Raw genomic sequence first — 15,209 nt, 5'->3', positions numbered from 1 at the left:
AAAAATTTTCAGGAATCAGCGGCGCATCCGGATTGCGCCGGCTTAAATTTCGCCCCACACCGCATTGATGCCGGCCAAGGCGGCCAGCCCGGCGGTTTCGGTCCGCAGTACGCGTTTCCCTATGGATAGAAGCAGCACCCCTTGGTTGGCCGCCGCGTTTTCTTCCTGCTCGGTGAATCCGCCCTCGGGCCCGATCATCAGCGAAATCGCCTGCGGCGGATGATGTCTCGCCCAGTCGGACAGCGACTGCTCGGCGCGCGGAGACAGCAGGATGCGCCGATGCAGATCCTTGCGCCCTATCCATTCGCCGAACGGCGCCGGCGCACACAGGTGGGGCAGGCGGTTGCGGCCGCACTGTTCGGCGGCCGACTCGATGATGCCCTGCCAGTGCTGCAGTTTTTTCTCCGCGCGCTCCGCGTTCAGGCGTACCACGCAACGTTGTGCAGCAATCGGCTGAATGGCGGTCGCACCGAGTTCGACGGCTTTCTCGATGATCCAGTCCATCTTGGACCCTTCCGGTAATCCCTGCGCCAGCGTAACCGCGTACGGCAATTCAGCCTCGCGCGGCGAAAACGTCTTCACTTCCGCCACGGCGCCGCGTTTTTCGATCGTGGACAGCGTTGCCGCATACTCTCCGCCTTCACCGTTGAACAGCGTCACCATGTCGCCGACATTCATGCGCAGTACATGAATGTGATGGGAAATCGCGTCGGGCAGCGAGACCAGGCTGCCGACGGCGAGGGCTTGCGGAAGAAAAAATCTGGGCATGTTTGTGATTGCAGGGAATAAATGTAATGGAAGGCGTTGGACAAAGCGGAGACGGAAGGTTTGCAACTGCCGGTTGCTACATTGTTCCAACCTGTCTTTGCGCTGTTGTTCTTTCCGTTCTTGCGTTCTTTCTCTTATGTCAGGATAGGCTGCCCATACAGCGTTTAGCGCTATCGGCGGCGAAACACCACGCGGGGCAGCCAGCATCGATTGTATTGTCATACTTGAACGCTGCTTGCATGGGGGAATCTCCTGCCGCATGCCTGTTTGGCAAATCGGGCAGCCCCGATTTTAATGGCGGCAGACTCAGTCTGGTAAAATAACGGGCTTTGCACCATCCCGCGCAGAAACAGTCCGCGATCCGCGGCGATCCCGCGCCGGAGCCGCTCCAAGATCCGCCACATACCTTGATTTGACATGACTTCCACTCTCCCCACCGACAAGATGGCCAATGCGATCCGCGCATTGGCGATGGACGCAGTACAAAAGGCAAACTCCGGCCACCCGGGCATGCCGATGGGCATGGCAGAAATTGCCGTCGCCCTTTGGACCAGGCACCATCGCCACAATCCGGTGAATCCGCGCTGGATCAACCGCGACCGCTTTGTGCTTTCCAACGGCCACGGCTCGATGCTGCAGTATGCACTGCTGCACCTGAGCGGCTACAACCTGTCGATGGAAGAGATCAAGAATTTCCGTCAGCTGCATTCCAAGACGCCCGGCCATCCCGAATTCGAAATCACCGAAGGCGTCGAGACCAGCACCGGTCCTCTCGGCCAGGGCATCACCAATGCCGTCGGCATGGCGCTGGCCGAGAAGCTGCTGGCCGCCGAATTCAACAAGCCCGGCTTCGACATCGTCGACCATTACACCTATGTCTTCATGGGCGACGGCTGCCTGATGGAAGGCATTTCCCACGAAGCCTGTTCGCTGGCCGGCACGCTGCGCCTGAACAAGCTGATCGCCCTCTACGACGACAACGGCATTTCCATCGACGGCAAGGTGGACGGCTGGTTCACCGACGATACGCCGAAGCGTTTCGAAGCCTACGGCTGGAACGTCATTCCCGATGTCGACGGCCATGACGTGGCCGCCGTCGACGCCGCCATTGCGAAAGCGAAGACATCGGACAGGCCAACATTGATTTGCTGCAAGACGGTCATCGGCAAAGGCGCGCCTAATATGCAGGGCAGCGACAAGGTGCACGGCGCGGCGCTCGGCGACAAGGAAATCGCCGCGACGCGCGAAGCAATCGCGTGGTCGCACGCGCCTTTCGAGATTCCGGCCGACGTCTATGCGGCCTGGGATGCGAAAGCCGCCGGCCAGGCACTGGAAAACGAATGGAATGCATTGTTCAAGGCTTACGACGAGCGCTATCCGCAACAGGCAGGCGAGCTGCTGCGCCGCATGAAAGGCGAGCTGCCCGGCAATCTGGATGCCGCGATGGATGCATACATCGCAAGCTGCGTCGAGAAGAAGGAAACCATCGCCACCCGCAAGGCCAGCCAGAATGCGATCCAGGCACTGGCGCCGGTGCTGCCGGAATTCATCGGCGGCTCTGCCGACCTGACCGGTTCCAACCTGACAAACTGGAAGGAAAGCGTGGCGGTGCGCAGCGAGCAGCCGGGCAATCACATCAACTACGGTGTGCGCGAGTTCGGCATGAGCGCGATCATGAACGGCATCACGCTGCATGGCGGTTACCTGCCGTTCGGTGCGACCTTCCTGACGTTTTCCGATTACAGCCGCAATGCGATCCGCATGGCGGCACTGATGAAGATCCGTTCGCTGTTCGTGTTTACCCACGATTCGATCGGCCTCGGCGAAGACGGCCCGACCCACCAGTCGGTCGAGCACATCTCCAGCCTGCGCCTGATCCCGAACCTGGACAACTGGCGTCCGTGCGACACCGTGGAGTCAGCGGTGGCATGGCGTGAAGCTGTCAAGCGCCGCAACGGTCCGAGCACGCTGATTTTCTCGCGCCAGAACCTGCCGTTCATGGAGCGTAGCGCTCAGCAGATCGGCGATATCCAGCGCGGCGCCTATGTGCTGCGCGATGCGGCCGATGCCAAGGCGGTGCTGATCGCCACCGGCTCGGAAGTCGAGCTGGCCGTCAAGTCGGCCGACGAACTGGCCAAGCAGGGCATCGCGGTGCGCGTGGTGTCCATGCCGAGCACCGACGTGTTCGACCGCCAGGACGCTGCCTACAAGGCTGCGGTGCTGCCGAAGGGCTTGCCGCGCGTGGCGATCGAGGCCGGCGTGACGGACTTCTGGTACAAGTACGTCGGGCTCGAAGGCGCCGTGGTCGGCATCGACAGCTTCGGCGAATCCGCGCCGGCGGGTGTGTTGTTCAAGCACTTCGGCTTCACGACCGACAACGTCGTGGCCAAGGTGAAGTCGGTGTTGGCGTAAAGAATTCCCAGCGCCCCTCCTGCGTGCATGCTGACGCTGCGCGGGAGGGGGCTGAATGATTACCGTGCTTTCATTCAGGAGAAAACCATGACAATTCGTGTCGCAATCAACGGCTATGGCCGTATCGGCCGCAACATCCTTCGTGCCCACTACGAAGGCGGCAAAAAGAATGACATCCAGATCGTTGCCATCAACGACCTCGGCAATGCGCAGTCCAACGCCCACCTGACCCGCTACGACACGGCCCATGGCAAGTTCCCCGGCACCGTCGAAGTCGACGGCGACTTCATGATCGTCAACGGCGACAAGATCAAGGTCTTCGCCCAGCGCAACCCGGCCGAAATCCCGTGGGGCGAGCTCAATGTCGACGTCGTGCTCGAGTGCACCGGCTTCTTCACCACCAAGGAAAAAGCATCGGCCCACCTGAAAGGCGGCGCCAAGAAGGTCATCATCTCCGCTCCCGGCGGCAAGGATGTCGATGCCACCGTCGTGTTCGGCGTCAACCAGAACGTGCTCAAGGCAACGGATACCGTCATCTCCAACGCTTCCTGCACCACCAACTGCCTGGCGCCGCTGGTCAAGCCGCTGCACGACAAGATCGGCGTCGTCAACGGCCTGATGACCACCGTTCATGCCTACACCAACGACCAGGTGCTGACCGACGTGATGCATGAAGACCTGCGCCGCGCCCGTTCCGCCACCCAGTCGATGATCCCGACCAAGACCGGCGCAGCCGCTGCGGTCGGCCTGGTGCTGCCGGAACTCAACGGCAAGCTGGACGGTTTCGCGATCCGCGTGCCGACTATCAACGTGTCCATCGTCGACCTGTCCTTCGTTGCGGCACGCGACACGACCGTGGATGAAATCAACGCGATCATGAAGGAAGCGGCCGACGGCGCGTTGAAGGGCATCCTGACCTACAACACCGATCCGCTGGTGTCGGTGGACTTCAACCACAACCCGGCGTCGAGCAACTTCGATGCGACGCTGACCAAGGTGTCGGGCCGCCTGGTGAAGGTCTCGTCCTGGTACGACAACGAGTGGGGCTTCTCCAACCGCATGCTCGATACCACCGTGGCACTGATGTCGGCCAAGTAAGGTTTCGGCCCGGCCTGATTCAGGCTGCAGGAAAACTACCCCGCTTCGGCGGGGTTTTTTTTGCGGTAGTCGAAGCGGGCATATGCCGTAATCCGGATGGAGTCGGCGGTGCACATGCCTTTTCGATCTGCGGTTACAATTTCGGCACTCCTGCGGTCTTTCGGGAGGCAACCGGTTCCAGGCGAAAGAAGCTCATCTTGACTAATCTGACTGCAGGCAGAAGCGTAAAAGCGCCCTGGGACTTTCTTTCCGGCGGCGGAGAAATGGGCGCATTGATACGCGCTCATGACTGGGCCGCGACTTCGCTAGGCATTCCCGACGCCTGGCCGTCCCTTCTCAAGACCACGGTCCGCCTGATTCTCACTTCCAACCATCCCATGCTGATCTGGTGGGGGCCGGGCCTGCTTCAGTTCTACAACGATGCTTATCGCGCCACCATGGGACCGGAGCGGCATCCGTCGGCGCTTGGTCAGCCGGGACAGGATTGCTGGGGCGAGGTATGGCACATCATCGGTCCGGAAATCGAACTGGTCATGTCCGGCAACGGCGCCACCTGGCATGAGGACGCGCTCGTTCCGGTAACGCGGCACGGCGCTCGGGAAAACGTCTGGTGGACCTATGGTTACAGTCCGATCGAAGACGGAGCGGGCGTGCATGGCGTGCTCGCCATTTGCAATGATGTCACGATCGAGCATGTCAGCAAGGCGAGCCAGCAAAGGCTTAACCGGGAACTCTCCGAGGAGGTGCAGGTAAGGAAGCGCGCCGAGGCCGCGCTGTCTTCGGAACGTGATCGGATCGACGAGGCGCTGGAAAAGTCGCAGGCCGATCTCGCGCGCCAGGTCCTGGACTGGCAGCGATTGCATGCCATGAGCAGTGAATTGTTTCAGGCCCGCACGCGGCATGGCCAATTCGAGGTCATCCTGAATGCGATCACCGACCTGCATCAATCCGGCAAGGGAATCATTTCCCTGCACGACCCGAAACGCAATGTGCTTGTGACGGAGGCGAGCCGCGGGCTGGGGCCGGATGCACTCGCCCAGCTACTCGATGTTCCTGTCGGCGAAGGCGCTTGCGGCGTGGCATTCGAAAGGCGCAAGCGCGTGATCATCGCCGACACCGAAACCGACCCGGTCTATGAAAGCTATCGCCAGTTTGCAAGGGACGAGGGCATCAGGGCGCTGTACAGCACGCCGTTTCACACCATCAGCGGCGAGCCGCTGGGCGTACTGAGCGTGTACTTCGACAAGCCGCACCGGCCCGACGAACGGGAACTGCGCATCACCGACATCTGCATAGGCCAGATTGCGCTCGTCGTCGAAAGAGAGCAGGTGGAAAGGCAGCTTCATCTCGAACAGCAGCGCAGCCACCAGATTCTCGAGACGATGAAGGATGGCTTCATCATGTTCGATGCGGCATTCCGGGTATTGCAAATCAATTCCGAGGGCCTGCGCATGGATGGCCGGCCGCTGGCCGACATCATCGGCCGCACGCACTGGGAGCTGTGGCCCGATACGGAAAACATGCCGGTGGGCAGGGAGCTGCGCCGAGTCATGGAGCAGCGTGTCGCGTCCAGGTTCACCAATTTGTATGACTATTTCGGACGCCCCACCTGGTTCGACATATCTGCTTATCCGCATAACGAGGGAATCGCCGTCATCTATCGCGACATCACCGAACAGAAGATGGTGGAACAGGAATTGGCACGTGTCGTCGACGAGTCCGAGCGCCGGCGGCGGCTTTACGAGACCTTCCTCGCGAACAGCCCCGACCTGGCCTATGTGTTCGACCTCGACCATCGCTTCATCTATGCCAATGAAGTGCTGCTGCAGATGTGGGGCAAGACTTGGGACGAGGCCATCGGCAAGAATTGCCTCGAGCTGGGATACGAGCCCTGGCATGCGGAAATGCACTCCCGCGAAATCGAACAGGTCAAGTCGACCCGAAAACCGATACGGGGCGACGTGCCGTTCAGCGGCACTTTCGGAAGGCGCATCTACGATTACATCTTCGTCCCGGTGCTCGGCCCGGACGGTGAAGTCGAAGCCATCGCCGGCACGACACGCGACGTGACCGAGCGGCGGCAGAGTGAAGAGGCGGCCCGAGAGGCGAACCACCGCAAGGACGAATTTCTGGCCATGCTTGCCCATGAGCTGCGCAATCCGCTGGCGCCCATCAGCGCCGCAGCGGAACTCATGGAAATCACCGAGCTCGACGGCAAACGCTTGAAGGACACCAGCCGCATCATCAACCGCCAGGTCAGGCATCTGACCGCGCTGGTGGATGATCTGCTCGACGTCTCGAGGGTGACACGCGGCTTGTCGACCATCTCGAAGAGTCCCCAGGATTTCAAGAGCATCGTCACCTATGCCGTCGAGCAGGTGACGCCATTGATCGCGGCGAGGGGACACCGCCTGACGCTGGACATCGCCGCCGATCCTGTCCAGGTGATGGGCGACCAGAAGCGGTTGGTGCAGATCCTGACCAACCTGCTCAACAACGCCGCGAAATATACACCCGATGGCGGCAGGATTCACCTGTCTGTGCAAGTCGACGATTCAATGCTCACGATGCTGGTGGAAGACAATGGCGTCGGCATCGTTCCGGAGATGCAGGCCCGGGTATTCGACTTGTTCGCACAGGCGGACCGGACGCCGGACCGGTCGCAGGGCGGGCTGGGCATCGGTCTGGCGCTGGTCCGGAGCCTGACGGAACTGCATGGCGGCAGCGTGGCCTGCAGCAGTGACGGCCTTGGCAAGGGCAGCCGTTTCATGGTCAGCCTGCCGAGACTGCAGCGGGAGCCGAGCGAGCAGGGTGGTCAGTTCGGACAGTTGGCAAGGGATACTATCGTTAAACGACGCATCCTGATTGTGGACGACAATGCCGACGCTGCACACATGCTGTCGATGTATCTTGGCGCGCTGGGCCACGAAGTCATGACCGAGCATGCATCGCTGCCGGCCTTCGAGCGCGCCCAAGAGGCAATGCCGGAGATATGCATTCTGGACATCGGACTGCCGGAGATCGACGGCATTCAGTTGGCAAGGATGCTCAAGAGCCGCAAGGAGACCATGAATGCGCTGCTGATCGCGGTCACCGGCTATGGGCAGGAACAGGACAGGCGGAATGCCCTGGCGGCAGGATTCGACCACTATCTGGTCAAGCCGGTGGAGTTGGAAAGGCTCGTGGGCCTGCTGGAGCCCCGGAATGAGAGTGGAGAGCCTCCGCACTGACTCCCGGCGGAGTTTGATGCGGCTTGGACAGGGCCTTGCCGCGGCATGCTAAGCCTGCGCGGCGTCCGGACTTTTCCGGCCCACGAGATAAGTCACGCCTTCGTCGCCGTAATCTTCCCAATGAGGTTCATTGGCGCAAAGGTGAAATATATCGCCGGCGCGGTAAATACGTTCCGTTTCGCCGACCCGCAGCCTGATCTCGCCCTTGAGGATGAGCGCCTTCGCCTCGAACGGATGGGTATGCAGATCGAGAAATCCGTGCGGTTCGCGTTCGACCGTTACCACTTCCGAAAAACCTTCATCGGAAAGTGCCCTGAGAAAATCGCGTTGATCCATGTTGTTCCCCCGTCTGATAGCCGGCGCCTGAGGCGCCGCATCCCGCTTCGCAGGCATGGCGCTACATCACATCTCCTGACTGCGCCCGAGCGTTGCCGCCCACAGTTCCCTGACGCGGGCCGCCTCAAGCTGGATCTTTTCGACATCGACGCGCGCCCGTTCATGTCCCTGCAGGCGGATCTGGTGCTGCAGCTTGCGCAGCTTGCGATAGGCGTCGGCGACGTCGCCGGCCAGCGCCTTGTCGATCAGGCCTAATTCGGCGCAGAGCTTGAGCAGGGCGATATTGCCGATGTCCGCGGTCAGTTGAGGATAGGTCGCGGCATGGCACAGCACCAGATACTGCACGATGAACTCGATGTCGATCATGCCGCCGGCATCGTGCTTTAGGTCGAACTGCTCGGACCGGTTGGGATGCGCGTCGTGCAGCTTCTTGCGCATCGAGGCCACTTCGCGCCGCAGCTTGTTTTCCTCGCGCGGCTGGCGCAGCACCTTTTCGCGGATGGCTTCGAAACGGCTGCCGATTTCCGCATCGCCGGCGCAGAAGCGGGCGCGGGTAAGCGCCTGGTGTTCCCACACCCAGGCATTGGCGAGCTGGTATTTCTCGAAGGCGGCCACCCGCGACACCATCAGCCCACTGGCGCCGTCCGGGCGCAGCGCCACGTCGATATCGAACAGGATGCCCGATGGAGTGTGGCTGGTCATCCAGGTGATGAAGCGCTGCGCCAGCTTGGCGTACAGTCCGGGCGCCTCCTGGTCATCGTCGTCGAACAGAAAAATGACGTCGAGGTCGGAGGCATAGCCCAGCTCCTTGCCGCCCAGCTTGCCGTAGGCGATCACGGCGAAGCGCGGCACCTCGCGATGGCGGTTGTGAATGGATTGCCACACGGCGCCGACCGTGGCGCCCACCAGGATGTCAGCCAGCGCCGACAAATGGTCGGCCAGCCGTTCGACCGTCAGCGCGCCTTCCAGATCCTGGGCCAGCAGGCGGAACAGCTGCGCATGATGCAGGTCGCGCAGCACGTTCATCTGCAGCTCGGTGTCGCCGTCGGCCGCCGCAAGCTGACGCTGCACTTCCTGCTCGAACGCCGGCCAGTCGGGCGCGGCGTTGAGGCTGCGGTCGTCGAGCAGCTCGTCGAGCAGGATGGGATGGCGGGTAAGGTACTTCGCCGCCCAGTCGCTGGCATTCATCATGCGGATGACGCGGCCGAGGGTGGTCGGATATTCGGTCAGCAGCGCGAGATAGGCGGCCCGGCGGGCGATGGTTTCCAGGAAGTCGAGCAGGCGGCCCAGCGTGTCGTTGCGGGAGTTGGCCGTCGCTGCGATCAGGGGCAGCGCCGCATTGACCAGCGCCATCAGCTTGCCGCGGCTGGCCTCCGGCAGCGACTGCAGGCGGGGCGACTGGGCTGTCGCCTGCAGGCGTTTCGCGGCCGAGGCCGGATCCTCGAAACCCAGCGTGCGCAGGTGCGCGCGGACGGCATCGCCGCCGTCGCTCTCCGACAGCGCATGCGATACCGACACGGCCTGTTCGCTTTCCGGCGTGGCCGGCGAGCCGCTGCTCTTGTCCGCGAAAATGGCATCGAACTGGCCGGCGACGATCGCGCGGTGGGCGTCGAGCTGGGCCAGCATGGATTCGGTATCCGCGCAGCCCATCATGCGCGCGATGCGCAGCTGATCCTCTTCCCCGGCCGGCAGGTTGTGGGTCTGCGCATCATCGACATACTGCAGGCGGTGCTCCAGGTTTCGCAGAAAGGCATAGGCTTCCTGCAGCTGGGCGACTTCCTCGGCCGACAGCAGATTCTTTTCCGCAAGGGTATTCAAGGTAACGCGGGTGGAACGGTCGCGCAGCGCCGGATCGCGGCCGCCGCGGATCAGCTGAAAGACCTGCGCCAGGAACTCCACTTCCCGGATGCCGCCGCGGCCGAGCTTCACATTGTTGGCGCGGCCCGGATGGCGCGCTTCCTGGCGCTTCACTTCGGCGCGGATCTGGCCGTGCATGTTGCGCAGGGCTTCGATGGCACCGAAGTCGAGGTAGCGCCGGTAGACGAAGGGGCGGACGATCTGGTCCAGCGCGGCGATGTCTTCGGGATTGCCGGTGATCGCGCGCGCCTTGACCCAGGCATAGCGCTCCCATTCCCGGCCCTGCACCAGCAGGTACTCTTCCACCATGGCCAGGCTCGCGGCCAGCGGACCGGAGGCGCCGTTCGGACGCAGTGCCATGTCCACCCGGAAAGTGAAACCGTCCTCCGCGATCTCGGAGAGGTCGCCGATCAGCTTCTTGCCGAGCTTGATGAAGAATTCATGGTTGGACAGCTGCCGCTGTTCGGGCGAGCTGACCTGCGTCTCGCCCTTTTCGGGATAGACGAAAATCAGGTCGATGTCCGACGAGACATTGAGTTCATGTCCGCCCAGCTTGCCCATGCCGATGACGATCATTTCCTGCGGCTGGCCCGACTCCGCGCCGATCGGCACGCCGTGAACCTGCTGCAGCTCGGCGGTGAGCGCCTTGACATGCGTCTGTACCGCGAAGTCGGCGAAGGCGCTGATGGTTGCGAGCACTTCCGCAAGATCGGCGCGGCCGCTCAGGTCGCGTTCGATCAGGGTGGCCACCACAAGATTGCGCACGCGGCGCATCGCCCGCGGCAAGGGCATGCCGGCTGCTGTTTCCTTTTGTAAAAGGCGAGCAAAAAGCTCCGGGCTCATGGATAATCCGGCAAGCTCCGTTACCATGCCTGCACGAACCGGATCGGCATTGAGCCATCTGGAGTAGAACCTGGAAGCAACGTCGCTGGTCAAAAGGGATGGAGTCACGGTATCTAACGGGTCTGGGTCCGGAATCCGGGCCGGGTTATCGGGCTGCATTGACTGCAGGTGGAGTTGCGGAATTATCGCGCATCGCCGCCTGTAGCTGGCGCATGATATCCGTGCGAACATATGCCTTGCAATGCCGATTCATGCGTCCGGACGACAAGAGGTATTGACGAGCCTGGTTCGCCGGCCGGATTTCCGCTTTTTCCATTTTTTCCGTTTGCAGAACGGCAGGGCGCCATGCGGTGCAGGAAGCGGAGCGGCATCGCTTCGTCGTTCCGAAACAGTTTTTCATTTTACGCCGCTGGCTTTTATCGTTGATGTCGATCGATCCTAACATTCCGCAGCCGTCCAGGACTACTCTGGGTCAATGCTGGCATGCGACAAAAGAATGTTATCGGATCGCCAATACACTGACCCATCATGCGCTCGGTGCGCTGCTCCGGACGCTCCTCGTCATCTATTTCCTGTTCTGCACGCTGATTCTCGGACTGCGCTATGTCGTTCTTCCGAATATCGACGCCTACAAGTCCGAAGTCGAGCAGATCGCGACACGGGCGGTCGGCAACAAGGTCTCCATCGGCGGCATGCATGCATCCTGGTCGGGGCTGCGCCCCCAGCTGGAAATCGACAGGCTGGTCGTTCATGACAAGGCCGGCAATGCGGCCCTGGTCTTGCCGGAAGTCTCCGCAACCCTGTCGTGGCTGACGCTGGTGGTGGGCGACCTTCGCCTGCACCAGTTGCTTGTCGCCAATCCCGACCTGGAAATCCGGCGCGATGGCGAGGGGCGTATCTACGTCGCCGGCATTCCGGTTGCCGGCAATACGCAGAGCAGCAGCCGCGGCGCGGACTGGGTACTGTCACAGCGCCACATCGTCATCCGCGGCGGATCGGTGCGCTGGACGGATGAACAGCGAAGCGCTCCCGAGCTGCGGCTCGACAAGGTCGATTTCGTCCTGCGCAACCGCTGGCGCAAGCACCGTTTCGCACTCAGGGCAACGCCTCCTGTTGATATGGCCACGCCGCTCGATGTGCGCGGCGCCTTCGAACATCCGCATTTCGCCCGCACCATTTCCGATCCGGCGATGTGGAAAGGCCAGCTGTACGCCGACCTGCGCGATACCGACCTCACCGCCTGGAAAACCTATGTCGACTACCCGGTCGACATCCAGCAAGGCAAGGGTGCGGTCCGCGCCTGGCTGGATGTCGATCACGCCCGGCTCGCCAATTTCACCGCCGATGTGACACTGTCGAATGTCTCGGCCCGGCTGCGCGAGGACCTTGAACCCCTGAACCTGGTGGAAGCCGACGGCCGCATTTCGGTCAGCGAACAGTTCGATGCCCAGGTGCAGAACGGCAAGCCCACCTTCGGCAAGTATGGCCATGCGATTTCCCTGATCGATTTCACGCTGCAGACCGACGATGGCGTGTTCCTTCCGCGCACCACGATCAGCGAAAGCCATTCGCCCGCAAGGGACGGCAAGCCTGCGAAAACCGATATTGCCGCCCAACTGCTGGACTTGAAGACGATTGCGAGTTTCGCGGAACGTCTGCCGCTGCCCGAAGACCAGCGCAAGATGCTGGCCGATCTCGAACCGCGCGGCATCCTCAAGAACTTTTCCGCTCAGTGGCAGGGCAGCTATCCCGACATCGCCGCCTACAGCGTCAAGGGCGATTTCGCCGGGCTGTCGCTCAGGCCGCAGGCTGCGCGCGAAGCCAGGCCGAAGTCCGCCGCCGGGCCGGCGCAGGCCGCGGTGCCCGCCATTCCCGGCTTCGACAACCTGACCGGGCGGGTGGATGCGAACGAACGCGGAGGTTCCTTCCAGCTCGCTTCCAGCGACCTGCAGCTCCAGCTTCCCGGCTACTTCGCCGAGCCCGACATGCCGTTCGACCGGCTGGACATGCAGGCCAGCTGGTCCTTGCAGAGCAACAACCGCCTGCTGCTCGATGTGCAGAAACTGGAGTTCCAGCAGGATGAGCTGGTCGGCTCGTTCAGCGGCAAGCACCTGATGCCGCTGGCTCGGCAGGGTGCAAAATCCGCCGGCAGCGTCGATGTCAGCGGCAAGCTGAACCGGCTCGAACTCAAGGAAGTCGGCCGCTTCCTGCCCTTGCAGACGCCCGAGCCGCTCCATGCCTGGCTCACCGGCGCGCTGACCGGCGGCGCAGTCAGGGATGTGAAATTCAAGCTCAAGGGCGACCTGGCGCATTTCCCCTTTCAGCAGCAGGCAGCGGGCGACAAGGCGAAAGGCGAGTTCAAGGTCACCGGCAAGATCGAGAACGGGGTGCTGAACTACGCACCCGACATGGTCGCCAAGGATGGCAAGACGCCGATGTGGCCGGTCATCCATGATATCGACGGTTTCATTGCGTTCGACCGTGCGCGCATGGAGATTACCGCCGACAGCGCTCAGACCTCCGGCACCCGCCTGTCCCAGGTGAAGGCGATCATTCCCGACCTGTCGAAGCATGACATGGTGCTGGACGTGAACGGCAATGCCACGGGGCCGTTCGAGAATTTCCTGCGCTTTACCAATGAAAGCCCGGTGGCAAACTTTATCGACCACTTCACCGACGAAACCAGGGTCAGCGGCAATACCAGCCTGGCGCTGAAGCTTCAGCTTCCGCTGCACAACATGCGCGAGGCCAAGGTCAAGGGCAGCCTGCAGTTTGCAGGCAACAATGTCACGCTGATGAATGTGATGCCGCCGCTTCTGAATACCCAGGGAAAACTGGAGTTTCATGAGAAAGGCTTCAACCTCGCCGGCGTTAAATCCACTTTCCTCGGCGGGCCGGTCGCCGTGTCGGGCGGTACGCTGCGCGACGGCAGCATCCAGGTCAGGGGCGAGGGCATGCTGTCGGCCGACGGCATCCGTAAAACCTATGCGACGCCGGCAGTGCAGGGCGCGCTGGACCGCATCAGCGGCAGCACCCGTTACACCACCACGATCAAGGTGAAGAACAAGCAGCCGGAAATTGTGGTGGAGTCGAATCTTGCAGGCGTCGGCTTGGATTTCCCGGCGCCGCTGCGCAAGGCGGGCAACGAGAGCCTGCCTTTCCGTTTCGAGCTGGCGGGAATGCCGTCGGGCGACGCCACGACCGTACGCGATGAAATGAAGCTGGCGCTGGGCTCGGCGATCACCGCCCGGTATGAAAGGGAAAAGGCGGCCGACAGGGATGCGGCATGGCGCGTGGTGCGCGGCGGCATCGGGGTCAATGTGCCCGCGCCGGTGCCGGACAGCGGCGTCATTGTCAATGTCAACCTGAAATCGCTGAATATCGACGCATGGCGCCGCGCAATGGCCTCGGTGTCCTCCACCCCGGCTACCGCATCTGCCCCTGCTTCTACCGCTTCTGCTCCCGCTGCCCCTGCCGTCGATTCGGGCAAGCAATCCGACGCCCTGAACATCGCGCAGTACATCGATCCGGAAGTGCTCGCTGCCCGAGCGACCGAGCTGATCATCATGGATCGCAAGCTCGACAATGTCGTGGTGGGCGCATCGCATCAGAACGGCCTCTGGCAGGCCAACATCGATTCCGAGCAGGCATCGGGCTACCTCTCCTGGAGCGAACCGCGCTTCGGCCGCAGCCTTGGCCGCGTGACCGCGCGGCTGGCTTCGCTGGTGATTCCCAAGGCAGCCGAGTCTGACGTCACCGACCTGATAGAAGGCAAGAGCAGCACGACCCAGCTGCCGGCCGTGGATATCGTGGCGGAAAATTTCGAACTCTTCGGCAAGAAGTTCGGGCAGCTGGAAATCGTCGCGCAAAATGCGCGGGTTTCCGGCAATCGCGAATGGCGCATCAACAAGCTGTCCCTGACCAACAGCGACGGCGAGCTGAAAGCCTCCGGCAAATGGAGCCGCCGCAACGGGGAAAACCTGTCGACGCTGGCCTACACCCTCAACATCGCGGATGCCGGCAAGCTGCTGGAGCGCTTCGGCTTCCAGCATGTGCTGCGCGGCGGCAAGGGCGAAATGAAGGGCGAGATCAGCTGGACCGGATCGCCGTTCGCATTCGACGTTCCTTCAATGAACGGACAGATCAAGCTTGAGCTGGCTTCAGGCCAGTTCCTGAAGGTGGACCCTGCGGCGGCCAAGCTGCTGGGCGTGCTCAGCCTGCAATCCCTGCCGCGCCGCCTCGCGCTCGATTTCCGCGATGTCTTTTCGGAAGGATTCGCTTTCGACAGCGTGACGGCCGGCGCCAACATTGCACAGGGCGTGGCGCGCACCGACAATTTCAAGATGCGCGGCGTGGCCGCCACGGTTTTGATCGACGGCACGGCGGACATCGCGCACGAGGCGCAGAATCTGCATGTCGTGGTGATCCCCGACATCAACGTGGGTGCGGCGTCGGTGGTGTACGGCCTGGCGGTCAATCCGGTGATCGGGGTCGGCACCTTCCTTGCGCAGCTGTTCCTGCGCGAGCCGCTCATGAGGGCATTCACCTTCGAATACGAGGTGACGGGACCGTGGAAGGATCCGGTCGTCACGAAACTGATGCGCAAGCCGGCTGTGCCGACAGGCGAAGCCGCCAATCAATCTGGCTCCAATGGAGGATAGGGAC

8 protein-coding genes are annotated in these 15,209 nt (G+C 62.2%); 4 read left to right on the top strand and 4 right to left on the bottom strand.

The window, feature by feature from the left end:
* Positions 1-42: 42 nt before the first annotated feature.
* Complete coding sequence (locus tag IGW03_RS15380) at positions 43-768, bottom strand: 16S rRNA (uracil(1498)-N(3))-methyltransferase (RefSeq protein WP_194723442.1); 726 nt, start codon at positions 766-768, stop codon at positions 43-45.
* A gap of 417 nt (positions 769-1,185) precedes the next feature.
* On the opposite strand from IGW03_RS15380, the gene tkt reads away from it, so the two are divergent.
* The 3 genes from tkt (at position 1,186) to IGW03_RS15365 (ending at position 7,508) form a co-directional block, all read left to right on the top strand.
* Positions 1,186-3,180, top strand: coding sequence for a transketolase (tkt, locus tag IGW03_RS15375; RefSeq protein WP_194723441.1), 1,995 nt, complete (start codon positions 1,186-1,188; stop codon positions 3,178-3,180).
* An 87-nt stretch (positions 3,181-3,267) separates the two neighbouring features.
* Positions 3,268-4,278 (top strand): type I glyceraldehyde-3-phosphate dehydrogenase, encoded by a 1,011-nt coding sequence (gene gap, locus IGW03_RS15370; protein ID WP_194723440.1) that lies wholly within the window; start codon positions 3,268-3,270, stop codon positions 4,276-4,278.
* 197 nt (positions 4,279-4,475) lie between these two features.
* Complete coding sequence (locus IGW03_RS15365; RefSeq protein WP_194723439.1) at positions 4,476-7,508, top strand: hybrid sensor histidine kinase/response regulator; 3,033 nt, start codon at positions 4,476-4,478, stop codon at positions 7,506-7,508.
* 48 nt (positions 7,509-7,556) lie between these two features.
* On the opposite strand, the gene IGW03_RS15360 is transcribed toward IGW03_RS15365, so the two are convergent.
* The 3 genes from IGW03_RS15360 to IGW03_RS15350 all read right to left on the bottom strand — a co-directional run bounded on the left by IGW03_RS15360 (position 7,557) and on the right by IGW03_RS15350 (position 10,989).
* Entirely contained in the window at positions 7,557-7,844 is a 288-nt protein-coding gene (locus IGW03_RS15360) for a cupin domain-containing protein (protein WP_194723438.1), read from the bottom strand.
* Between the two features lie 66 nt (positions 7,845-7,910).
* Positions 7,911-10,703, bottom strand: a complete 2,793-nt coding sequence (gene glnE / locus IGW03_RS15355) for a bifunctional [glutamate--ammonia ligase]-adenylyl-L-tyrosine phosphorylase/[glutamate--ammonia-ligase] adenylyltransferase (protein ID WP_194723437.1) — start codon at positions 10,701-10,703, stop codon at positions 7,911-7,913.
* Positions 10,690-10,989, bottom strand: coding sequence for a hypothetical protein (locus IGW03_RS15350; RefSeq protein WP_194723436.1), 300 nt, complete (start codon positions 10,987-10,989; stop codon positions 10,690-10,692). The genes glnE and IGW03_RS15350 overlap by 14 nt, the downstream gene beginning before the upstream one ends.
* Here IGW03_RS15350 and IGW03_RS15345 point away from each other — a divergent pair.
* The gene (locus IGW03_RS15345) at positions 10,970-15,205 is read left to right on the top strand and encodes a YhdP family protein (RefSeq protein WP_194723435.1); all 4,236 of its coding nucleotides are present in this window, start codon (positions 10,970-10,972) and stop codon (positions 15,203-15,205) included. The genes IGW03_RS15350 and IGW03_RS15345 overlap by 20 nt on opposite strands.
* Positions 15,206-15,209: the final 4 nt, after the last annotated feature.

The sequence above is a fragment of the Noviherbaspirillum malthae genome, from assembly GCF_015352985.1.
GTDB classification, from domain to species: Bacteria; Pseudomonadota; Gammaproteobacteria; order Burkholderiales; family Burkholderiaceae_D; genus Noviherbaspirillum; species Noviherbaspirillum malthae.
Note: the sequence above shows the minus strand (reverse complement) of the source record. Positions and strands in the feature narration are given on the sequence as shown.

What these genes read in the sequence shown, in the direction of transcription:
- glnE (WP_194723437.1), bottom strand. Translation starts at nt 10,703, where the DNA reads ATGCAGCCCGATAACCCGGCCCGGATTCCGGACCCAGACCCGTTAGAT.
- IGW03_RS15350 (WP_194723436.1), bottom strand. Translation starts at nt 10,989, where the DNA reads ATGTTAGGATCGATCGACATCAACGATAAAAGCCAGCGGCGTAAAATG.
- gap (WP_194723440.1), top strand. Translation starts at nt 3,268, where the DNA reads ATGACAATTCGTGTCGCAATCAACGGCTATGGCCGTATCGGCCGCAAC.
- tkt (WP_194723441.1), top strand. Translation starts at nt 1,186, where the DNA reads ATGACTTCCACTCTCCCCACCGACAAGATGGCCAATGCGATCCGCGCA.
- IGW03_RS15345 (WP_194723435.1), top strand. Translation starts at nt 10,970, where the DNA reads ATGTCGATCGATCCTAACATTCCGCAGCCGTCCAGGACTACTCTGGGT.
- IGW03_RS15380 (WP_194723442.1), bottom strand. Translation starts at nt 768, where the DNA reads ATGCCCAGATTTTTTCTTCCGCAAGCCCTCGCCGTCGGCAGCCTGGTC.
- IGW03_RS15360 (WP_194723438.1), bottom strand. Translation starts at nt 7,844, where the DNA reads ATGGATCAACGCGATTTTCTCAGGGCACTTTCCGATGAAGGTTTTTCG.